At 65.7% G+C, this 19,573-nt stretch carries 23 protein-coding genes; 10 read left to right on the forward strand and 13 right to left on the reverse strand.

Annotated elements, in window-relative coordinates; all coding sequences use genetic code 11:
- Positions 1-59: 59 nt before the first annotated feature.
- Together ACFO0G_RS03525 and ACFO0G_RS03530 are read right to left on the reverse strand one after the other, a co-directional pair.
- A complete protein-coding gene (locus ACFO0G_RS03525; RefSeq protein ID WP_286398484.1) occupies positions 60-626 on the reverse strand; it encodes an alternate-type signal peptide domain-containing protein in 567 nt (188 codons plus the stop codon).
- 191 nt (positions 627-817) lie between these two features.
- Positions 818-1,423 carry a TetR/AcrR family transcriptional regulator gene (locus tag ACFO0G_RS03530; RefSeq protein WP_376976430.1) on the reverse strand — a complete coding sequence of 202 codons (606 nt, stop codon included), beginning with the start codon at positions 1,421-1,423 and terminating at the stop codon, positions 818-820.
- Between the two features lie 62 nt (positions 1,424-1,485).
- Between ACFO0G_RS03530 and ACFO0G_RS03535 the strand changes: the two genes are divergently transcribed.
- On the forward strand, positions 1,486-1,833 hold the full coding sequence (locus ACFO0G_RS03535; RefSeq protein WP_376976431.1) for a cupin domain-containing protein: 348 nt from the start codon (positions 1,486-1,488) through the stop codon (positions 1,831-1,833).
- On the opposite strand, the gene ACFO0G_RS03540 is transcribed toward ACFO0G_RS03535, so the two are convergent.
- Positions 1,830-2,516: a TetR/AcrR family transcriptional regulator gene (locus tag ACFO0G_RS03540; protein WP_376976432.1), complete on the reverse strand. Its 687-nt coding sequence runs from the start codon at positions 2,514-2,516 to the stop codon at positions 1,830-1,832. The genes ACFO0G_RS03535 and ACFO0G_RS03540 overlap by 4 nt on opposite strands.
- A 116-nt stretch (positions 2,517-2,632) precedes the next feature.
- On the opposite strand from ACFO0G_RS03540, the gene ACFO0G_RS03545 reads away from it, so the two are divergent.
- Positions 2,633-3,760, forward strand: a complete 1,128-nt coding sequence (locus tag ACFO0G_RS03545) for a flavin-containing monooxygenase (protein WP_376976433.1) — start codon at positions 2,633-2,635, stop codon at positions 3,758-3,760.
- Here the strand turns inward: ACFO0G_RS03545 and ACFO0G_RS03550 are convergent.
- Positions 3,729-4,430, reverse strand: a complete 702-nt coding sequence (locus tag ACFO0G_RS03550) for an esterase/lipase family protein (RefSeq protein ID WP_376976434.1) — start codon at positions 4,428-4,430, stop codon at positions 3,729-3,731. The genes ACFO0G_RS03545 and ACFO0G_RS03550 overlap by 32 nt on opposite strands.
- Positions 4,431-4,486: 56 nt before the next feature.
- Entirely contained in the window at positions 4,487-5,707 is a 1,221-nt protein-coding gene (locus ACFO0G_RS03555; RefSeq protein ID WP_376976435.1) for an MFS transporter, read from the reverse strand.
- Between the two features lie 122 nt (positions 5,708-5,829).
- On the opposite strand from ACFO0G_RS03555, the gene ACFO0G_RS03560 reads away from it, so the two are divergent.
- Complete coding sequence (locus ACFO0G_RS03560; RefSeq protein WP_376976436.1) at positions 5,830-6,570, forward strand: ANTAR domain-containing protein; 741 nt, start codon at positions 5,830-5,832, stop codon at positions 6,568-6,570.
- A gap of 19 nt (positions 6,571-6,589) precedes the next feature.
- Here ACFO0G_RS03560 and ACFO0G_RS03565 read toward each other — a convergent pair whose 3' ends face one another.
- Positions 6,590-7,123, reverse strand: coding sequence for a hypothetical protein (locus ACFO0G_RS03565; RefSeq protein WP_376976437.1), 534 nt, complete (start codon positions 7,121-7,123; stop codon positions 6,590-6,592).
- A gap of 155 nt (positions 7,124-7,278) precedes the next feature.
- On the reverse strand, positions 7,279-7,800 hold the full coding sequence (locus ACFO0G_RS03570; protein ID WP_376976438.1) for a PAS and ANTAR domain-containing protein: 522 nt from the start codon (positions 7,798-7,800) through the stop codon (positions 7,279-7,281).
- Between the two features lie 290 nt (positions 7,801-8,090).
- Here ACFO0G_RS03570 and ACFO0G_RS03575 point away from each other — a divergent pair, with 290 nt between their 5' ends.
- Complete coding sequence (locus tag ACFO0G_RS03575; protein WP_286398504.1) at positions 8,091-8,432, forward strand: hypothetical protein; 342 nt, start codon at positions 8,091-8,093, stop codon at positions 8,430-8,432.
- A gap of 30 nt (positions 8,433-8,462) precedes the next feature.
- Here ACFO0G_RS03575 and trxB read toward each other — a convergent pair whose 3' ends face one another.
- Both trxB and ACFO0G_RS03585 read right to left on the reverse strand, forming a co-directional pair.
- Positions 8,463-9,440: a thioredoxin-disulfide reductase gene (trxB, locus tag ACFO0G_RS03580; RefSeq protein WP_142132929.1), complete on the reverse strand. Its 978-nt coding sequence runs from the start codon at positions 9,438-9,440 to the stop codon at positions 8,463-8,465.
- A gap of 22 nt (positions 9,441-9,462) precedes the next feature.
- Positions 9,463-9,897, reverse strand: coding sequence for an arsenate reductase ArsC (locus ACFO0G_RS03585; RefSeq protein ID WP_376976439.1), 435 nt, complete (start codon positions 9,895-9,897; stop codon positions 9,463-9,465).
- A gap of 156 nt (positions 9,898-10,053) precedes the next feature.
- On the opposite strand from ACFO0G_RS03585, the gene ACFO0G_RS03590 reads away from it, so the two are divergent.
- Positions 10,054-10,377: a hypothetical protein gene (locus tag ACFO0G_RS03590; RefSeq protein ID WP_376976440.1), complete on the forward strand. Its 324-nt coding sequence runs from the start codon at positions 10,054-10,056 to the stop codon at positions 10,375-10,377.
- Positions 10,378-10,535: 158 nt separating this feature from the next.
- Here ACFO0G_RS03590 and ACFO0G_RS03595 read toward each other — a convergent pair whose 3' ends face one another.
- Positions 10,536-11,039 (reverse strand): hypothetical protein, encoded by a 504-nt coding sequence (locus ACFO0G_RS03595; RefSeq protein ID WP_376976441.1) that lies wholly within the window; start codon positions 11,037-11,039, stop codon positions 10,536-10,538.
- Between the two features lie 62 nt (positions 11,040-11,101).
- Positions 11,102-11,620 (reverse strand): MarR family winged helix-turn-helix transcriptional regulator, encoded by a 519-nt coding sequence (locus tag ACFO0G_RS03600; protein ID WP_376976442.1) that lies wholly within the window; start codon positions 11,618-11,620, stop codon positions 11,102-11,104.
- A 275-nt stretch (positions 11,621-11,895) separates the two neighbouring features.
- On the opposite strand from ACFO0G_RS03600, the gene ACFO0G_RS03605 reads away from it, so the two are divergent.
- Positions 11,896-12,597: an ANTAR domain-containing protein gene (locus tag ACFO0G_RS03605; protein WP_376976443.1), complete on the forward strand. Its 702-nt coding sequence runs from the start codon at positions 11,896-11,898 to the stop codon at positions 12,595-12,597.
- A 491-nt stretch (positions 12,598-13,088) separates the two neighbouring features.
- Here ACFO0G_RS03605 and ACFO0G_RS03610 read toward each other — a convergent pair whose 3' ends face one another.
- On the reverse strand, positions 13,089-14,399 hold the full coding sequence (locus ACFO0G_RS03610) for an MFS transporter (RefSeq protein WP_376976444.1): 1,311 nt from the start codon (positions 14,397-14,399) through the stop codon (positions 13,089-13,091).
- The gene (ftsW, locus tag ACFO0G_RS03615) at positions 14,383-15,696 is read right to left on the reverse strand and encodes a putative lipid II flippase FtsW (RefSeq protein WP_376976445.1); all 1,314 of its coding nucleotides are present in this window, start codon (positions 15,694-15,696) and stop codon (positions 14,383-14,385) included. The genes ACFO0G_RS03610 and ftsW overlap by 17 nt, the downstream gene beginning before the upstream one ends.
- Positions 15,697-15,926: 230 nt before the next feature.
- Here ftsW and ACFO0G_RS03620 point away from each other — a divergent pair, with 230 nt between their 5' ends.
- From ACFO0G_RS03620 to ACFO0G_RS03635, 4 genes are all read left to right on the forward strand, one after another.
- A complete protein-coding gene (locus tag ACFO0G_RS03620) occupies positions 15,927-17,459 on the forward strand; it encodes an LCP family protein (RefSeq protein ID WP_376976446.1) in 1,533 nt (510 codons plus the stop codon).
- 111 nt (positions 17,460-17,570) lie between these two features.
- Complete coding sequence (locus ACFO0G_RS03625) at positions 17,571-17,897, forward strand: ArsR/SmtB family transcription factor (protein ID WP_376976447.1); 327 nt, start codon at positions 17,571-17,573, stop codon at positions 17,895-17,897.
- The gene (locus tag ACFO0G_RS03630; RefSeq protein ID WP_376976448.1) at positions 17,894-18,631 is read left to right on the forward strand and encodes a cation efflux transmembrane domain-containing protein; all 738 of its coding nucleotides are present in this window, start codon (positions 17,894-17,896) and stop codon (positions 18,629-18,631) included. Before ACFO0G_RS03625 ends, ACFO0G_RS03630 begins: the two co-directional genes overlap by 4 nt.
- Before the next feature lie 2 nt (positions 18,632-18,633).
- Positions 18,634-19,551, forward strand: a complete 918-nt coding sequence (locus tag ACFO0G_RS03635) for a cation diffusion facilitator family transporter (protein ID WP_376976449.1) — start codon at positions 18,634-18,636, stop codon at positions 19,549-19,551.
- Positions 19,552-19,573: the final 22 nt, after the last annotated feature.

Raw genomic sequence — 19,573 nt, forward strand, 5'->3', positions numbered from 1 at the left:
GATCCTGTCGCCTGGTCACTTAGGCGGGTGGCGGATCGGCCACCCGCCCATTCCTACTGCTACGGGGCAACTACCAGTCCGTCATTCACTCCGGTCACGACCTGCTGCAACGTGTAGGACACCTTGCTGAGGTCGTACGTGGCATTGACGTTCTCGACCCCCGGCGTGGTGCTCAAGAAATTGAACGTCGTAGAGACGGTGACTGTCTGAGTATCATCGGCAACAGGCTTGATGATGGTGTCTTTGCTGACGACGGCGCCCTTGGAATCAGTGATCGTAAGTGGAGCAATCGCTACGTTTGCGCTGCTGAAGGTGCTGGTAGTTGCGTCATTCAGCTTGATCTGGGCTGCCATCTTGTCGCCTCGAAGCTTCACGGAAAGAGTCTGCGTGAACGTCAGCTTATCCCCTGGGACCACCCGGTACTTCGTGATGTCTTTGATCTCCTGCTTGGAGGCGTCCGTCCAAACACCAGGTACAGCGGTGACGCCCAAATCACCGGCGACTATTTGGCCTGCGTTGGCGCTGGCATCCTGGTTCCATGCGGCCAGGGTTCCGCCACCGCCCAGCAGCAGCGCGGCGCCGACGGCGATAGCAGCGGTTCCCTTGATCAGAGTGCTGTTCTTCATGATGTGTCCCCTCAGACTTGGTTGGTGTGCTGTGGTCTAACTGAGGACCACTTTGCAGGGCCAACCTCAGGAAGTGAGGGGGTATAGCGTCAACAAAAGCTCAAGTTATTTGAAAGTTCAACAGGGGTCTGACCTGCACTTCTATCAAAAATGCCTTAGTCCGAGCATTGCCACCTGAAGCACTGCACTGCTTACTTCGCGCCGGCGAGCGCAGCGTCAAGAATGTCCAGGGCGTTGGCGCGCATAACGTCAAATGCCTGGCCGGTACGGAGGCCCGCAACGTCCCGCAGCCAGACGTACGGTTCAATGCCGGCAACCGCACGAAGCCGGACAGCCAGGGCGGCGGTGTCGATTCCGGAGCCTGCGGTTTCCAATGGAGACAAGGCATCGCGGTACCAGCCCACAGCCCGGCCGCCGCGAAGAGTGGGCCGGGCTGCCCCCGGTGTCAAGGACAGCCGCAACGATGCCCGCAGCTGCGGTTCCCAGGCCCGGATGAAGTCGAAGTGCGCGTCCAGGGTGCGCTCCAAACGGGCGCGGACGTCCGACGGCGGGTCCCCGCCCAGCAGCGACCCCAGCCCCGTCTCGGGGAGGGCCGCGTGCAGCAGGGCTTCCTTGTCCGGAAAGTACCTGTAGGCGGTAGTCCGGGAGATGCCGGCAATGGCAGCGACTTCTGCAACAGACGGGTCGCGCCCGTCCTTCAGCAGGTCCCGGAGGACGGACACCAGCTCTTCGCGCGTGCGCGACTTCTGCCGGGTCCTGCCGGTCTCCAAATATTTTTCATTGTGGCGTGCGGACACAGGACTTATGATACCTACGTACCGTAATGGTACGAACGTCCCATGAATATCAGGGGTTTCCCATGGCCGATCCCATTGCAGTGAATCCGCAGCATTACCGGCTGGTTTTCGAGAACGACCGGGTCCGCGTCCTTGAGTACAGTGACGGCCCCGGGGACAGCACCGGCACCCATTCCCACCCGGACAGTGTGATGGTCACACTCAGTTCCTTTGCCCGCCGGCTCCAATCAGGAGGCCGGGAGGTAGATGTGGAGCTGCGGGAAGGGCAGGCCCGCTGGCTCGACGCGCAGGAACACTCCGGCACGAATACCGGCACCACACCTACCCACTGCCTCTTCATCGAACTGAAGGAACCACGCCAGGATCTACAGTCTGCCCCAACGGGCCGCCTGGGTCCCGCCGCTTCCTAACGGGCACTCACCGTAGCCTGGTCCCGAGCCTGGTCCCCCGCCAGCAACAGCCGGCACCAGGCATCGGCCAGCCAGTCGGCGAACCGTCCCGGGCTCCATCCGCGCTGGTCCACCAGCAGCACCCAGTACTCGGGCCCGTTCATGCTCCACACCGCGTCGGCGAGCTCTGCGGCCGGGCGATCGGCCCGCAGCTCCCCGGTAGCCGCAAGGTCCTCAACAAACTTCAGCATGTTCGCCGCGCGCCGGTCGGAGATCTCCCGCCAGAGCGCAGCGCAGTCGGGGTCGGTCCCGGCAGCATCTCGCAGGGCCACGTAGACGGGTGCGAGCCGGGGCTGGATGCCGGCCAGGGCGTTGGCATAGATCGAGATCTTGTCGGCCGCGCGTTCCGCTTCCCGCAAGCGAATGACGTAGTCGCGGCTCTCTGCGGGAACGGCCTGCCCGGTCCCCGAGATGGCCGTCTCCACCACTTCCCGCAGCAGGTCAGGCTTGCGCCCGATGGCGGCGTAGACAGTGTCGACGGCGACGCCCGCCCTCCGCGCAATGCCCGCCACAGTGGTGGAACTGTACCCCTCCCCCACAAACAATTCACGAGCGGCGGCCAGTACGGCATCCCGGGTTGCGGCCGCCTGCTCCTTCCGCCGCGGGGAGTGGTAGCGGCGCGCAGGGGCATTGACTTCACTCATCGCCGGGCCTAGCCTTAATTCATCCGAATACCATTCGGATGAATTCTAGCAGGAAGCCCCGGGCCGCCAAGAGTGCATCGCAAAGAAGCGGCAAAGGGGTGGAAGGGCAGGCCATCATGTCAGAGCACTTCGACACTGTCGTGGTCGGCGGCGGCCAGGCCGGATTGGCCATGGGCTACCACCTGTCCTGCCTGAAGCGTCCCTACGTCATCCTCGACGAGAATCCCAGGACCGGTGACAGCTGGCGCACCCGCTGGGACTCCCTCCGGCTGTTCACCCCCGCCCGGTACGACGCCCTTCCCGGCAGCCGCTACCCCGCCCCGCCCTGGTCCTACCCGTCGCGGGAAGAGTTCGCCGACTACCTCAGCGGCTACGCGGACCACTTCGCACTGCCGGTCCGGAACAACATCCGGGTCACCGGCGTCAGCCACACCGGACAGTGCTTCGTCATCGAAACGGACAACCAACGCATCGAAGCCGACAACGTAGTGGTCGCCCCGGGCTGGGACCGGAAGCCCAAGGTGCCGGCTTTCGCGCAGCAGCTCAGCCCGCACATCAAGCAGCTCACGGCGGGTAGCTACAAGAACCCAGCGGACCTCGCGCCAGGCCCGGTCCTGGTGGTCGGCGCGGGCAACTCCGGCGCGGACATCGCCCTGGAGCTGGCCCCGACCCGCAGGACGTACCTCTCCGGTAGGCACCCCGGCGAAATCCCCTGGCCCATCCACGCCTTGGCCACCCGCCCCCTCACCCTCGCCGTCTTCTTCGCGTTTTCCCACGTCCTGAACCTCAACACGCCTGCCGGCCGGAAGGCCCGCCCGCAAATCCTTGCGCACAGCGGACCCCTGGTCAGGGTGAAGAACCGCGACCTGCTGCGTGCCGGCGTCGAACGCGTTCGCAGGACGGAAGGCGTCAAAGAAGGCCTGCCACTGCTCGCGGACGGCCGGGCACTCGAGGTGGCCAACGTCATCTGGTGCACCGGCTTCCGCCCTGATCTGGAGTGGATCCACCTCCCGGTGTTTGGCCCGGACGGCGAACCGGATCAGGACCGCGGGGTAGCCAAGGGGCAGGCGGGACTCTACTTCCTGGGCGCCATCTTCCAGCAGTCGCTGGCGTCCTCCATGGTCCATGGGGTGGGCCGGGACGCCGCCTTCATCGGCCGGCACATCGCTGCAAGCACGCCACAGGCAGCAGCAGCACAGCCACGCAACAACGTCAGGCCCGAAGGTTCAGCTGCTCCACAATGATGCGGGCGGTTCCGGGATCGCCCAGGATCTTGAAGTGCCCGGCCACCGGCAATTCGATGTTGGTTGCCCCGGGCAGGACGCTCCCCTCCGGAATGTGCGGATCGAACGGCCCGTAGATGGAAGTGATCCGGCTGTTGATGGCCAGCTCCCGGGACATCTGGAGGGTCAGGGCGTTCCGCGGCGAAAAGATGCGAAGGCTGGGCAACAGCATGTACCGGGCGTAGCGTGAGCCGGAAAACGGTGCGCACACGGAGATCATTCGGTCGATCCGGTGCTCGGGGTCCAGGGACAGCATGGTGTATTTGCCGATCAGCCCGCCCTTGCTGTGCGCCACCAGGATCGCGCCCCGCAGGCCGGCTTCCTCCAGGTGCTGGGCCACGAGCTTGGCGGCCTCCGGGACCTTCAGTTTGTTCCGCTGAAGCACAGTGACCACGTGGACGGGATGACCGGCATCGTGGATGGCCTGGATGACCGGCATCATGAACTGCCAGTTTTCGTACACCCCGGGGATGATCACCACGGGCGCACGGGTCCCGTTGCGGAAGGATGCCGGCTGCACGCGCGACAGGAAGCCGCGCACCTGCCAGCCCGCGGCATACACATAGTCCTGAGCCCACCACACAGCCTTCTGCAGTGGACTGATGCGGGCAACGGCGCCGGGATCACTCATGTGTCGAGAATAGCCTCGCCGGCCGCGCTACCCACCAAACAGGCCCGCAAACACGGTCAGTAGTTGCGGCGGTGCTTCAGGCGGGGAATCACGACGGCGAACACGGCCGCCGCCGCGAACCCCAGAATGCCCGTGGCTGAGATCCCCGGGCCCAGGGAGGCGAGCGCGGTCACCCCGGAGAGGAGGACGGGACCGCCGGTGGATCCGGCGTCGGCCATGAACCGCCAGAGGCCCAGGAACTGGCCCCGGCCGCGGTCCGGCGAGAAGTCGGCGCCAAGGGTCATCACCAGCCCGGAGCTGATGCCGTTGCCGAAGCCGATCAGCAGCGCCGCCAGCAGCAGACCCACAAATGAGCCGGTGAGCGGGATCAGCAGCAGCGCGGTGCCCATGAGCAGCGTGGACGGGACGGCCACCCATTGCCGGCCCTTGCGGTCCATCAGTTTCCCGGCGGGATAGAACACCAGCATGTCGATCGCGCCGGACAGCCCGTAGATAAGGGACGCCGAGGTGGCGTCCATCCCCAAATGGTCGGACCAGAGCGGAATCACCACCTGGCGGGAGGACCGCAGCGCGCTGAGCAGCAGGATGCCCACGCCCAGCGAAAGGAACACGCCCGCGTGCGAGACCGCCACGCTCCGGAGCGTGGGCTGGGGGCCGGGGTCATCGCCCGAGTGGACCTCCGGCGTCGTCAGGTCCGGAATGGTGAGCGACAGCAGCGCGGCGGCCGCCATGGCCACCACGCCCACCCAGTAGGCACCGGCGAGGCCGAGGAACTGCATCACCGCGGCGCCCGCGAACGGGCCGATGAATACGCCGATGCGGTTCACGCCGCCCAGCGTGGACAGCGCCCGGGCGCGAAACCCCACGGGCACTGCCTCGGTGAGGTACTTCTGCCGGGCCAGGCCAAAGACCGCCCCGGACATCCCGACGACGGCCATCGCCACCGCGAGCAGCCACAGCCCGTTGGAGGCGAGGGTGGAGGAGGCGGCGGCTGCTGCCAGCGCCAGGCCGGCGGCGACGGCGGCGCCCACAATCGACCAGCGTTCACCGAAGCGGAGGGTCACCAGGGACGCAGGAAGGTTGAAGAACCAGGACCCCAACCCGATCAGGGTGACGATCAGCGCCGCCACGGCCACCGATGCGCCCAGTTCCCGGGCCGACAACGCCACCACCGGGAGGATGGCTCCTTGCCCGATCCCGAAAAGCAGCGTGGGGCCGAAAGCGGCAACCGCGATACTGCGAAGGCTGAAGGGCTCAAGGTCATCCGGGGAAGTCATCAGATTTATCCTATGGCCGTCCGTTGTGCTCCCCCTGCATTGGAAAGGGGGGTCCGGCAGGGGCTTCCCCCGCCGCCCTGCACCCTAGAATCTCCCTAAGCAGCACATCGGGGTGATGCCACATGGCGGGAATGCACGGAACTCCGCGTGATGAAGGGATCGTGGAGCGTCTGCAGGACCTTGTCCTGAAGACGCCGGACATGGCGGAGCTCCTCCATGAACTCGTGACCCTCTCCGCCGCAGCGCTTTCCGTCCACAGCAGGCTGCTCTGCGGCGTCACCATGGTGCGGAAGAAGAAACCTGCCACGGTCGCCACCAGCCATCCCCGGGTCAAGGCCATGGATGAGTTGCAGTATGCCTACGGCGATGGGCCGTGCCTGACCGCTCTGCGGGACCTGGACACCGTCTATATCCCCACGCTGCATGAGGAGACCCGGTGGCCCCATTACTGCGCCACGGCCTGGGACGAAGGCATCCGCTCCATCCTCTCCGTTCCGCTGCCGCTGGAGGGGGAAGCGAGTGCCGCGCTGAACCTTTATGCGGCCCAAACGCACGCGTTCAGCGACGAATCGATCCGCAGGGCGGAGGTGCACGCAGGCCAGGCGTCCAAGGCGCTTCGCCTGGCCGTGCGCCTGGCCCAACTGGCAGAGGACCGGGACAACCTGGCCGCAGCACTGGAGTCGCGGACCATCATCGACCTGGCAACGGGAATCATCATGGCCCAGAACAACTGCAACCAGGACACCGCCATCAAGGTCCTGCGGAGCGCCTCCAACACCCGCAACCGCAAGCTTCGGGATGTGGCGGCCCTGCTGGTGGCGTCGGTGGGCAAAGATCCCAGCGTCATTACGCACTTCGACTGAGGTTTCACCGGGGGCGGGTTCAACGGGCGCGCGGCTCGAACCCGGCCAGGGCCCGGAAGAAGTTCACCACCTCGACAATGGCGCCGATGATCGATCCCACGATGCCCAGCACCAGGAACACCCGCACCACCACCGGCCAGCCGGACCAGCTGGTGCCGAAATCGAAGGGGAAGACTTCCCACATCCGCAGCATGGCCGCCACCCCGATGCCCATGACCACGATGTTCCCCAGCGAAAGGAGTGCCCGGGCATGAATCACCGCGCAGACCAGGTTCACGATGATGCCCGCGACCAGGGATGCGTTGATAAGGCCAAGGACACGGGTCATGTCGCCGGTGAGGAAAGGCACCACCTGCCAGCCCGGCCAGATGTTGATCCCCCAGAGCAGCAGGGCGTTGATCACGGCGGAGCCAACGTTGCTGCTTCGGCTGGTTGTAGTCCAAGCCGCCATGCCGCGCCCCTCCCTGGTGCTCCGGTCCCGCGTCCGCTCCATTGCCCGGACCACTCCTGCCCTGGAATCGATTGCCCCGTACTTGTCGTTCTCAGCGTCCAAAACGGCAGTTACTCAGCAATCGATGCGGGAAATGGGGCTGGGGGGCGAGCGGACGTGACATCAGGTTCCCGCCTGGGGAAGGCAGCGGGAAGTGCCGAAGGTCCCAGCCGCCCCTGGAACGGCGGGTCAACCAGCAGGTGATGGGCCAGCGGAGGTCAGTAACCGGCCAGGACTTCGGCGGCCTTGCCATTCGCTGCCGCGTTCACCAGTTCTTCGGCCACGATGTGCAGCTTGGTGTTGGCGTGCTGGCTTCTGGTGGCCAGGACCTGGAATGCGGCAGGGCCGTCCACTCCCTGCAACGCCATGACAATGCCCTTGGCCTGTTCGATCAGGGCCTTATGGCCGTAGGCTCCCTCGATGGCGTCCTCGGCCGCGTGCTGGGATTCGATGCGCAGGCTCTGGGTCACGTCCACCATGAAGCCGCGGACGTAGTCCACCTGCCCGGACGGCTCAGCAACGGCCTGGAGGGCGGAAAAAACGCGCCGTTCCTTGCCGCGGACGTCAATGATCCGGTGCAGCAGGGCCCCCTGGCCGCCGCCCTTCAAAAGATCCGCCCAGAGTGCGAGCACGGCCTCCCGGTCCAGCGGGTGCTTGTGGGCCATGAACAGTTCGAAGGTGGGTACCACCTCACCCTGTTTGAGCCCGTGGATGCCGTACATGCCCTCTGACCACTCCATTTTCCCGGAAGGGACATGCACTTTGAAGGTCCCGGATGGACACTCCGCGGAGGGCTGCAGCGGATAAAGATACGTATCAAGCTTTGACCACATGCATTCCTCCCAATATCAGGTCTGCGCACCGGCGGGCGAGCGGCACCCACCATAACTGACGAAGCTGAAAAGGACATGTCATATTCCGCCCAGCAGACCCCGGAAAAGTGCAGGGGTCACAAAAATGCCGGGACGGAGTACTGTTCGCCGTATGGGGCGCTGGTGGTCTGCGCCCACAGCCAAGGGGAGGTCATTTCATGGGTGAAGTGTGGATCCGCACGCTGGGCAACGGGCTGGTCCGGGCCGATCGAGTCACCGAGATTACATCCACCCGCGGGTCCCGGCAGGAGGACCGCGGGTATTCATTGAAGGTCATCGTGGACGGCAAGAGCCACGTGCTGATTGACGACGGCGGCCTGCAGGGTTCCCTGCCCGAGCGGCTGGAATACGCCAGGCACATGGAGGACGCCCTGCTGCTGGCCATCGACGAGGCTCGCGGCAGCGACGTGTCCATGGTGGTCTCCTACGAGCCGGAACGCGAGCGCTGGTCGGCCGCTCCCGTATCAGTATTAACGGGAAGGCTCCCCGAAGTCGTCTGACCCAGGGAGCCTTCCCGTCCAATCCACAACTTAGCTGTGCGTCGGTTCCTCCACCAGCGCGGTGGCGATGCTGGCGGCGTCCTCCAGCGCCGCGAGGAAGCGCTCCGCGTCCAGGGCCGCGGCGCAGCCGGTACCGGCGGCGGTGATGGCTTGGCGGTAGCGGTGGTCCACGGCGTCACCGCAGGCAAAGACGCCGGGCAGGTTGGTGCACGTGGTGGGCGAGTCCACCTTGATGTAGCCTTCCTCGTCCAGGTCCACCTGGCCGGCCACGAGGTCCGTGCGCGGCAGGTGGCCGATGGCCACGAAGATGCCGGTGGCGTCCTGCTGCCGGGTTTCCCCGGTGCGGGTGTCCGTAAGGGTAACGCCGGTGACCTTGCCGTCGCCGTGGATGGCCGTGACGGCTGAGTTCCAGGCAAAGCTGATCTTGGGGTTGTCCTTGGCGCGCTGGGCCATGATGCGGGAGGCGCGGAGTTCGCCCTTGCGCACGACGACGGTCACGGACTTGCCGAAGCGGGTCAGGAAGGTTGCTTCCTCCATGGCGGAGTCGCCGCCGCCCACCACGATGATGTCTTGTTCACGGAAGAAGAACCCGTCGCAGGTGGCGCACCACGAAACACCGTGGCCGCTGAACTTCTTCTCCTCCGGCAGACCGAGCTCCTTATAGGCGGAACCGGTGGCCAGGATGACGGCCTTTGCCTCGTAAGTCTCCCCGCCGCCGGTGACCACGCGTTTGACCGGACCTTTGAGGTCAACGGACGTGGCGTCGTCGTACTCAATGCGCGCGCCGAATTTTTCCGCCTGCTGCTGCAGCCCGTCCATCAGCTCCGGGCCCTGGACGCCACCGGGGAAGCCGGGGAAGTTTTCCACCTCAGTGGTGTTCATCAGCGCGCCGCCGGCGGTGACGGATCCGGCCAGGACCAGGGGGTTCAGGCCGGCGCGGGCGGCGTAGATGGCGGCGGTGTAGCCGGAGGGGCCGGAGCCGATGATGATCAGCTGTTCTTTGCTCATTGCTTGTCCTTCGGTGGCTGTACTACTGGGCGTCCGCGTGCTGCGCGGGCAGGAGTTCGGTGATCAGTTTTTCGATGCGTGCCTTGATCTCATCACGGATCGGACGAACGGAGTCAACGCCCTTCCCGGCCGGATCCTCCAGCTCCCAGTCCTCGTAACGCTTCCCCGGGAAAACCGGACACTCGTCACCGCATCCCATGGTGATCACCACGTCCGATTCTTTCACTGCCTCGGCGGTAAGCATCTTCGGGACCTCCGCGGAGAGGTCGATTCCCACCTCAGCCATGGCCTCCACCGCGGCCGGGTTCACCTTCTCCGCGGGCTGGGAGCCCGCAGAACGCACCTCCACCGTTCCCCGGGACAGGGAGGCCAGGAAAGCGGCCGCCATCTGGGACCGGCCCGCGTTGTGGACGCAGACAAAGAGGACGGAAGGCTTGCCGGCGGGGTCGGTACCCATGGGTGCTCCTCAAAGTGATAGCAAACTGCTTGCGGTGTAATAAACGTCACTGTGTTGCGCTCGTCACATTGGTTGCCTAATCTAGTTGAGGCTTAAGCAAACAGGCCATGCAAGAAGCTGCAGCGTCGCAGCCAATGCCGGGGAAGGCTTTACAACTTGAACTCTAAGCTGAACATCGTAGTCCGGGTGGATCTGGACCACAGCAAGGCCCAGGTGATTGCAAAGGGGCATATCACCATCCACAGCGTCAACGCGCTCTACGTAGTGGCAAAGCGTGCCAACTCCCTCAGGGGAGGCCTGGACCTGGAGCTCGACGTCTCCAGTGCCTTGGTTGATGAGGAGGCGTTGGACATGCTCCATGCGGCCTCCGAAACCCGGCACCTGCCCGCGAAGATCGATCCGGACCAGGCGCCGTGCACCATCAGCGTGCTGGCCGAGCGCCGACATCCGCGCCCCAGGGCAGTTCGCCTGGCCGCATAAATCTCTCCGGCCGCTCGCCGCGCCCACTTTTCGGGCCAGAGCCGGCCGGCCACCATTTTGCTTCACCGCTCCCAACGACCCGAAGCGCAGCTGCATCTGAACAGACGGATGGCTGCGCTTCGGGGCCCGCGGAGCTTTTACCGATCTTTTGCCAGGCTTTAGAGCAGTTGAACGCCGCGGGCCAGGATTTCCTGCAGCTCCTCGGCGGTGAGGCCGGCAGCTTTGCCAAGAGCCTCGGGGGCCGCGCCCAGACGGGAAGCGGCCCGCACCGCGTTTTCGAAGCGTTCCTGCGCTGCGTCCATCTCCCACTGCAGGCTTTCCAGCATGGCCGATTCCAGCCGCACGGCCTCCATGGAATCGGCGGTGATGCCTACGTCAATCCTGAAGCCGCAGGCGCAGGTCCACTCCCTGGAGTCAAGTTCCGTGGAGGCCCAGCTCAACGACGGCACGGGCACCGGGGTGGACCTCATTGCGGCGCCGCAGTGGAACGGCGCGGCCGGGTCATCCAGGCCACGGTCCGAGCGCGCCGGGGCAAAGGAAGAGTCGGGCAGTCCCGTGGGGTGGTCCAGGACGATGGGCACCCCGGACTCCTGCGGACGTTCGCCACGATTCTCGGTGAAGGTCAATTGTCCCGGTGCCTGTGGTTCAAGTACTGCAGTCATTTGATCCGCCATCCGATTGATAAACAAGTATGTAGCTAGTCTAACTAGGATTCTAATCTTGTCTACCGCCTGGGAACACCAGGCTTGGCATTGACGGTGTCCACGGCTTCCCGCATGCGCTCCAGGAAGTGCATTACTGCCTTGATCTCCTCGGGAGTCAGTGATTCTGCGGCCTCCAGCATGCGCTTGTGCATCTGGTTGAGGTTGTGCCGCACCTCTTCGTCAGCTCCGGGTGTTGGCCGGAGAATCACGGCGCGCCTGTCGGTGGGGTGGGGTTCGCGCGTAACGTAGCCGCTGGCCACCAAACGGTCGACGAGGCTGGTCATCGACGCTGAGGTGATCCCCAGGCGGGCGGCGAGTTCTGTGGGCCGGATTCCGACGCCGGCAGCTTCCGCGTCGAACAGGTAGCGCAGGGCCAGGAGGTCGGTCTCCCCCATTGCCAAGGAGGAACGGGTGCGCCTTCTCATTGCGCTTTCGGATGTCCGGAACTCCCGGAGGGCGTTGATCACGTCAACGGCTCTGGGCTGGGCGCCCTCCACGAGTGGGTACCAGTGGCCTTCGCTTGCACCATGCGGGTTCATGCGAATTCCTTCGATATCCTACTTGCTTGGCTGTCTAACAAACACATCGTAGCCCACTTGTTGGGCTCCATCTTCCCAACGATGAAAAGCCAGGCAAGTACCTTCGCAGCCCCGGCGGAAAAGTAGAGTACCGGCTACTCGTGCCCCTGCCCCGCCAGCCCAATAGGTTTCTATGAACCCACCGCACCCGTAGCTGGTGGGTGTAAGCGAATGGGGGTGCGTCGGTGGCAGTTGGCCCGGCAAACAAGAAGGGGCCCGGGCGGCACGGGTTCCTGTTGGACTTGGTAACAGGTGCCGACGGCGAGGAAAGGTCCCTGCAGATCCTCGCCGAAGCCGCAGCCCACTGGGTCAGTACCGCGGCAGGTGCGGCGATCGAGTGCGCCGCAGTGCTGCACCGGCAGCGGTCCTGTCCTGCCTCCGCCGGAAGCTCACCGGTGGCGGCCGGCCTGGCAGCGTCAGAGGACGAGCACGGGGACGGTCCCACAGCGTTAGGTTCCGCACTGGCTGCGCCAACGGTGATCAACCAGGCCGGCGCGCGCTGGCAGGCCTACCGCAGGCGTTTGGCGGACAGCGGTTTCGGTGCAGCCCTTGCCGTTCCCCTGGATCTAAAGCCCGGTTCAGCCGGCGCCTTGGTTTTCCTGGCCCCGGCCAACGTCGGGTTCACCGCGAAGGTTGTCAACGAGGCGGCCTGGTTTGCCGAGGTGGCATCGCACAGCTTGAAGCTGGCACTGGACGTCCACGGAGTCATCCGTGCCGGCGATAACCTGAAGCAGGTCCTGGAGAGCAGGACCAGCATCGACGTTGCCTGCGGCGTACTCATGGCGCAGAACCGCTGCTCCTACGCGGAGGCCTTCAGCAAGCTGGCCGGCACCTCCCGGAACCGCAACCTCAAAGTCCGCAGCGTCGCGGACAGCATCCTCCGTGCCATGCCCAGCGGCGCGCCCGGCACGCGCTTCGAGCCTCCGGCCATCGCCTAGAACCTGGCGTACAAACCCTTGCGACAAGGTCCTGGTTGCTTGGCGTGGTGACCGCGGCCCTAGTGGCGTGCCCGTGCCCGGATAACCCCTGCCGCCACCAATCCTGCACACCCGAGTGAAGCCAGCATGCCGCCAAGAGCCATGAAGTAATCGGTAATGGTCATTGTCCTGCGCTCCTTCCCTGTAAATGCCTGATGGGCCCAAGCTACGGGGCGAAACTCAGCGTTCCATGAAGGATCGCCAGCAGGTTTGGTCAAGATCCGGTTAAGGAAATCTGCGGGGATCCACAAACTTTGACCCGTGATCTTCTCTTTATAACAGTGTTCCGTATTATTCATGCATGTGGACTAAACAAAGCCAGAGCTTCTGCCCCACGTGTGGCAGGACCACCAATCACGTCACCCATTTCCAAAAGGACGACGCCGGCTCCCTGGTTGCGGACGTCCGCTGCGCCGAGTGCCCGGAAGCTGCGGGGGCGGTCGCCTAAGTAGCTACTCCCCCGTTCTGGAAGGACGGACGACGGCGAAAATCACCAAAGCGGCTGCCTGCACCACCGTGACGGTGGCGGCAAGCGCGAAGATCGACTGTTCGTAAAGCAGGCCGATCAGGAAGCTGCCGGCCAGCCACGCCAGGCCGTAGCAGGCGGTGAACATTCCGTAGGCACTCCCCCGCCGGGCTGCAGGAGCGAGCCCCGCCACGCCGGCGCGCATTGTGCTTTCCTGCACGCCCATTGCAGCTCCCCACACCAGCACCCCTGCCACCGCGAGCGCTGTGTTGTTGCTGAATCCCAGCCACGGGACTGCGGCGGCCAGCACCGGCAGGACCAGGAGGACCCGCAGCCCCGCCCGGTCAAAAAGCCAGCCAGAGATCAGGGCTGCCACGGCGTCCACCGCCATGGCCGCGGCGTAGAGCACCGGGACCAGCGCCGGCGGCAGGAGCCCGGTGGCCACCACGTGGAATGAGAGCAGCCCGAACGTGGCGTAGCCGAACATCGTCAGGCTGCTGAAGGCGGCATAGAGCCAGTACTGGCGCGGCATTCCGGCAGTGCCGCCCGGAACTGTGGTGGCTTCCCCGGGTTCCACGTCAAGGCGCGCCCGATCAAGAGGTTCCGCCGCAGCCGGTTCCATACCGGCCGGCTCCAGGGCATTAGGCTGCAGTGTCTTAGGCTGCAGAGCGGCGAGCTCGTAAACGGCAGGATCGGGAACCCTGCGTTTCAGCCAGAACAAGACCAGCATGGCCGCAAGCCCGGGCACAGCCAGCAGCAGGAAGCCGGGCCCGTAGTTGCCGGAAAGCGCCAGGGCCATCCCCACCAGCAGCGGCCCCACCAACGCGCCCACCTGGTCCAGCGCCTCATGCAGCGCGAACGCTTTTCCCCTGCCCAGCGCGGAACCGGCCTCCGCGAGCATGGTGTCCTTCGCCGGGCTCCTCACGGCCTTGCCCAGACGCTCGGCCAGGACCAGCAGGCAGGCAATCCAGAGTGCGTCGGTGATTCCGAGCAGGGGCACGGAGACCGCGGTCAGGGCATAACCACTGATGGCGAGCGCCCACCGCAGCGCGGGCCGGTCAGCCAGGCGCCCGAACACCAGGCGGAGGACCAGGGCCGCCGCCTCGCCGGCGCCGGTGACCACACTGATCAGGAGCGCCGATGCCCCCAGCGCACCAAGAAACGGCCCGGTGACGCTGCGCGCGCCCTCGTACACCATGTCCATCAGCGCACTGACAATCCCGAAAGCCACGATGAAGCGGATGGGGGTCATGGGCGCTGCGGGAAGGGTCCCCCCGGCGCTACCGTTGGTGCGCATGCTCCCGGGCCTGCTTCACCGAACCATTCGACCCGGCACGGTCAGACCCAACCCGGGTTGACCCGGAGCGTTCAGGGGCAGCGCGCTTGGATCCGGCACCGCGCCGGAGGGCCCGGCCCAGGCGGGTGGCGCGGCCGGCGGGAGGAACAGTACCTTCCGGACGCGTCACCGCCAGGATCACCCCGATTCCCGCCAGGGAGGACACCATCGCCGACCCGCCGTAGGAGATGAACGGCAGCGGCACACCAATCACGGGCAGCAGCCCGCTCACCATGGAAATGTTGATCACCGCCTGCCCAAGGATCCAGGTGATCACGCTGCAGGCCACGATCCGCGAGAACGTATCCGTGGTCCGGGCGATGGTCTTGAACACGGCGATGGCCAGGGTGGCGAACAGGCCCAGTACCAGCAGCGTTCCGGCAAGGCCGAGTTCCTCCCCCAGGATGGAGAAGATGAAGTCGTTGTGGGCTTCCGGGATCCAGTTCCACTTCTGCCGGCTCTGCCCCAGGCCCACGCCGAACCAGCTGCCCGAAGCCAGGGCGTAGGCGCCGTGCTGCGCCTGGTAGCCCATGCCCTGCGCGTCCTCGTCGGACCCCATGCCCAGCCAGGAGGAGATCCGGCCCATCCTGTTGCCGCTGGTGGCCGCAAGCACCAGGGCTGCCGCCACGCAGATGAGCCCGGCCACGGAGAACACCTTCATCCGGACGCCGCCGTAAAACATGGTGGCGGCCAGGATCATCATGATGATCAACGTGGTGCCCAGGTCGTGCCCCAGCGCCACGATGCCCATAATCAGTGCGCCGGCCGGTGCCAGCGGCATGACCGCGTGCTTCCACTGCCCCAGCAGGGCCTGCTTGCGGTCCAGGATCCAGGCTCCCCACACAATCAGCGAGAGCTTGGCGAATTCGGACGGCTGCGCGGTGAAACCACCCACGCTGATCCAGTTCCGGTTGCCGTTCACGGTCATGCCCAGCGGCGTGAACACCAGCACCAGGGCAAACAGGGAACCGATCAGCATCGGCCAGCCCAGCCACCGGATCCGCCGCACGGGCATCCGCGCCAGCACCAGCATGAGCACCACGCCGGCCACGGTCCACATGGCCTGCTTCAGGGGTAGATCGTACGGATTGTTTCCTGCCGCCACGGATTCCACGGACGACGCCGATGCCACCTCCACGAGTCCGATCGCAGAGAGCGTGAGTACAACCGCCAGGATCAGCGGCCGCAGGCGGCCCGGCGAGTCATCCTCCAGCCACACCGCCAGTTTGCCCAGCCTGCGCCGGGCAGGAGGACGCATTACACGCTGCTTTTGTCCTGTACTCATCTGTCCGTTCCTCAGCCTGCATACCCGGGGTTTTCCCACAGGGCCGGGCCCATGGCCCGGGCGGGTACCGCCGAGAAGAAAGAGTACGCCCACCCCGCACTGGAGACCGCGGGGACACCCGGCAAGTCAAGGGTTCTAGGCGAATTGCCAGCTTCGGCCTGTAAGGTAGCGGAAACCTGTCCCCTTCCGAAGGTCCTTTTGTCGTGTTCGGTTCCAGAAAATCTCCCGGCCCGGAACAGGAAAGCTCCAGCCCCCTTGCCTACCCTGGGCAAGGTGAGCTGTACGCCGCCAGTTCGCGCCACAGCCGGCCTCTTGGCCGTGCCCCGCGCTGGGTCAAGGCACTCACGGCAGTGGTGTCTGTCCTGCTTCTGGGCGTCCTGGCCTTCGGCGGCTACTGGGCCTGGCGCCTTCAGTCCAACATCAGCACCTCGCAGCTGTCCGCGGGCGGGGAGCGCACCGAAGGTGCCGTGAATGACAGCACAGACAGGCTGCAGATCCTGGTGCTGGGCTCGGACACGCGGAGCGGCAGCAACAGCCAGTACGGCACCGCGGACCAGTCCTCCGGCTACGGCCAGTCTGACGTGATGATGCTGCTGGACATCTCCGCGGACAACAAGCACGTCAACGTCGTCAGCTTCCCGCGCGACTTGCTGGTCGATGTTCCGGCGTGCACGGATTCCAAGACCAACCAGACGTATCCCGAGCAAAAGAGCGCCATGATCAACAGCGCCATGGCCCAGGCCGGAATCGGCTGCGCCGTGGATACGGTAAACAAGCTGACGGGCCTTGAGGTGGACCACTTTATGATGGCGGACTTCAACGCCGTCAAGGAGCTGTCCAATGCGGTAGGCGGCGTGGAGGTCTGCGTGACCGAAGCCGTCAACGATCCCGATTCGCACCTGAACCTGCCGGCCGGAACCTCCCAGGTGCAGGGCGACCAGGCGCTGGCCTTCCTTCGGACCCGGCACGCGTTCGCGAACGGCGGGGACCTGGGCCGCATCCAGGCGCAGCAGGGCTTCCTCGCCTCACTCAGCCGCAAGCTCAAGTCCGAGGGAACCCTTGGCAACCCGCAAAAAGTGCTGACCATCGCCGACACCATCACCAAGAACCTGACGGTGGATTCCGGTCTGGCCTCGGTCCCTTCCCTACTGACCATCGCCAACCGGCTGAAGAACATCGATCCGGCCAACATCAATTTCATCACCACACCTACGGTTCCCTCGCCGCAGGACCCCAACCGGCTGGCCCTGGATGAACCCGCCGCGTCCAACTTCTTCAAGGCGCTGCGCAACAGCCCGGACCTGAGCCAGCCTGCCCCGGCAGCACCCGAGACGCCGGCGGCGCCCGCGGCGCCTGCCTATGACAAGTCGCTGCAGCCGGTCTCCATCGCCAACGGCACCGGGGTTACGGGCCGCAGCAAGGCGATCGCCGGGCTGCTGTCCGACGCCGGGTTCACCAAACTCACCCAGTTGCCGGCCCAGGCGCAGGGCCAGACTATGGTGTACTACTCGGCCGGATTCGAGGATGTCGCTGCTGACGTTGCCGCGCTGTTCGGCCTGCCGGCCAGCAGCGTCCAGCAGGTTGCCAACATCCAGGGCGTGCAACTGTACGCCGGCACCGACTTTGCCTCAGGCAGCAAACCCGCTGCCCCGCCGTCGTCCGCCGACTCTTCCGGAAGCGTGGTGGCACAGACCGGCAGCGACCAAAAGTGCCAGTCGGCCAACCCGCTGGGGTAACAGCACGCGAGATGACAGTTAGGGGCAATCCCAACGACCGGGACTGCCCTTAACTGTCATCTCGCAGGATCCAGCTTTGCCTGAATACAGTCGCAGCTGTACTTTGGAAGCATGCAGACCCTTACCCACGCCCCGGTGCTGGCCCGCTTCGGCTACGCGGTATCGGACCCCACCCGCGCCCGCGTGCTGCTGGCTCTTGCGGAGGCGCCGTCCTATCCGTCGGACCTGGCAGACAGCCTTGCCGTATCGCGGCAAAGCATGTCCAACCACCTGACCTGCCTGCGCGGCTGCGGCCTGGTGGTTGCTGTACCGGATGGGCGGCGGAGCCGCTATGAGCTGGCGGATGCGCGGATCGGACACGCCATCAGGGACCTGCTGAGCGTCGTCCTTGCAGTGGATCCTGCCTGCTGCGCGCCTGATGGAGGGTGCCTGGCATGACCGCCCCCAGCATGCCCGGCACGGGGCGTCGGCGGGTACTGAGCCGGCGGATCAGGCTGTTCGCGGCCGCCACCATCACGTACAACGTCATCGAGGCCATCGCGGCGCTGTGGGCCGGCGGCGCAGCCGATTCAGCCGCCCTGGTCGGCTTCGGCCTGGACTCCGTAATCGAAGTAGCGTCCGCGCTGGCACTGTCCTGGCAGTTCTCCGCCAAGGATCCGGAGCGGCGTGAACACCTCACGCTGCGGATTATTGCCGTCTCCTTCTTCGCCCTGGCCGCGTTCGTGGCCGCGGATTCCATCCGGTCCCTCGCCGGTGGCGGGGAAGCGCAGCACTCGGCGCCGGGCATCGTGATCGCGGCGCTGAGCCTGGTCATCATGCCCGTCCTGTCCTGGGCGCAGCGCCGGGCCGGTCGCGAACTCGGGTCCAGGACGGCCGTGGCGGACTCCAAGCAGACGCTGCTGTGCACGTACCTCTCCGCTGTGCTGCTGGTGGGCCTGGTCCTCAACAGCACCCTGGGCTGGTGGTGGGCCGATGCCGGCGCGGCACTTGTCATCGCGGGCATCGCCGTCCGTGAAGGCATCAACGCATGGCGCGGGGACGCCTGCTGTGCTGTCCCGCACCGGGCGGACGCCGGCGAAGAACAGGACGACTGCTGCCCAGGCTGTGCCACCGCCACCCCTGATTCAGCCTCCGCCCAGCCGCTGGGCCTGCCGACCATCAGGAAGGGCTGACCATGGGCCATGACCACGGCCGCGGGACCATGGATCCCCACAGCCAGCGCGGCAAGCTGCTGCTGGTTTTCGGCATCACGTTCGCGGTGATGGTGGCTGAGATCGTGGGAACGGTCCTCACCGGCAGCCTGGCACTGCTGGCCGACGCCGGACACATGTTCACCGACTCCGCCGGGCTGCTCATCGCCGTAATTGCGGCGTCGCTGGCCCTGAAGCCGCCCACCTTCAAGCGCACCTGGGGCTACAAACGCGCCGAAATCCTCGCAGCGGCCGGGCAGGCCGCCCTGCTGCTGGGGGTGGGCGGGTTTGTCATCGTCGAGGGAATCCGCCGCCTGTTGGAACCACCGGAGGTGGGTGGCTCGCTGATGCTGTGGTTCGGCGTGATCGGCCTCGCCGGCAATGCCGTGGGACTGCTGGTGCTCGCCTCCGGCCGGCACCACAGCTTCAACATGAAAGCCGCGTTCCTTGAGGTGCTCAACGATGCCCTCGGCTCCATTGCAGTGATTGTGGCCGCGTTGGTCATTGCCCTGACGGGCTGGACCCGGGCAGACGCCGTCGTATCCTTGCTCATCGGTGTGCTGATCATCCCCCGCACGCTGAAGCTGCTGCGGGACACGGTGAACGTGCTGATGGAGAGTACTCCCCCGGGCCTGGACCTGGCCGAGGTCCGCCGGCACATACTGGCGCTGCCGCATGTCATCGACGTCCACGACCTGCATGCCTCGCTGGTTGCCTCTGGCGTGCCGGTCCTGTCCGCCCACGTCACCGTGCAGGACGGGTGCATGCGCGACGGCCATTCGGCCACAATCCTGGCAGACCTGCAGCGCTGTGTGGCCCAGGACTTCGACGTCAGCGTGGAGCACTCCACCTTCCAGATCGAACCCGCCGCCCACCGGGACCAGGAAAGCATCCCGCACTGATGCGGAGGGGACGGCGCTAGCC

The organism is Arthrobacter sedimenti, from assembly GCF_042652025.1.
Taxonomy (GTDB): domain Bacteria; phylum Actinomycetota; class Actinomycetes; order Actinomycetales; family Micrococcaceae; genus Arthrobacter; species Arthrobacter sedimenti.

Coding starts and splice junctions, on each gene's coding strand:
- ACFO0G_RS03525 (WP_286398484.1), bottom strand. CDS start 626: ATGAAGAACAGCACTCTGATCAAGGGAACCGCTGCTATCGCCGTCGGC.
- ACFO0G_RS03535 (WP_376976431.1), top strand. CDS start 1,486: ATGGCCGATCCCATTGCAGTGAATCCGCAGCATTACCGGCTGGTTTTC.
- ACFO0G_RS03540 (WP_376976432.1), bottom strand. CDS start 2,516: ATGAGTGAAGTCAATGCCCCTGCGCGCCGCTACCACTCCCCGCGGCGG.
- ACFO0G_RS03545 (WP_376976433.1), top strand. CDS start 2,633: ATGTCAGAGCACTTCGACACTGTCGTGGTCGGCGGCGGCCAGGCCGGA.
- ACFO0G_RS03550 (WP_376976434.1), bottom strand. CDS start 4,430: ATGAGTGATCCCGGCGCCGTTGCCCGCATCAGTCCACTGCAGAAGGCT.
- ACFO0G_RS03555 (WP_376976435.1), bottom strand. CDS start 5,707: ATGACTTCCCCGGATGACCTTGAGCCCTTCAGCCTTCGCAGTATCGCG.
- ACFO0G_RS03560 (WP_376976436.1), top strand. CDS start 5,830: ATGGCGGGAATGCACGGAACTCCGCGTGATGAAGGGATCGTGGAGCGT.
- ACFO0G_RS03570 (WP_376976438.1), bottom strand. CDS start 7,800: ATGGAGTGGTCAGAGGGCATGTACGGCATCCACGGGCTCAAACAGGGT.
- ACFO0G_RS03575 (WP_286398504.1), top strand. CDS start 8,091: ATGGGTGAAGTGTGGATCCGCACGCTGGGCAACGGGCTGGTCCGGGCC.
- trxB (WP_142132929.1), bottom strand. CDS start 9,440: ATGAGCAAAGAACAGCTGATCATCATCGGCTCCGGCCCCTCCGGCTAC.
- ACFO0G_RS03585 (WP_376976439.1), bottom strand. CDS start 9,897: ATGGGTACCGACCCCGCCGGCAAGCCTTCCGTCCTCTTTGTCTGCGTC.
- ACFO0G_RS03595 (WP_376976441.1), bottom strand. CDS start 11,039: ATGACTGCAGTACTTGAACCACAGGCACCGGGACAATTGACCTTCACC.
- ACFO0G_RS03600 (WP_376976442.1), bottom strand. CDS start 11,620: ATGAACCCGCATGGTGCAAGCGAAGGCCACTGGTACCCACTCGTGGAG.
- ACFO0G_RS03610 (WP_376976444.1), bottom strand. CDS start 14,399: ATGCGCACCAACGGTAGCGCCGGGGGGACCCTTCCCGCAGCGCCCATG.
- ftsW (WP_376976445.1), bottom strand. CDS start 15,696: ATGCGTCCTCCTGCCCGGCGCAGGCTGGGCAAACTGGCGGTGTGGCTG.
- ACFO0G_RS03625 (WP_376976447.1), top strand. CDS start 17,571: ATGCAGACCCTTACCCACGCCCCGGTGCTGGCCCGCTTCGGCTACGCG.
- ACFO0G_RS03630 (WP_376976448.1), top strand. CDS start 17,894: ATGACCGCCCCCAGCATGCCCGGCACGGGGCGTCGGCGGGTACTGAGC.
- ACFO0G_RS03635 (WP_376976449.1), top strand. CDS start 18,634: ATGGGCCATGACCACGGCCGCGGGACCATGGATCCCCACAGCCAGCGC.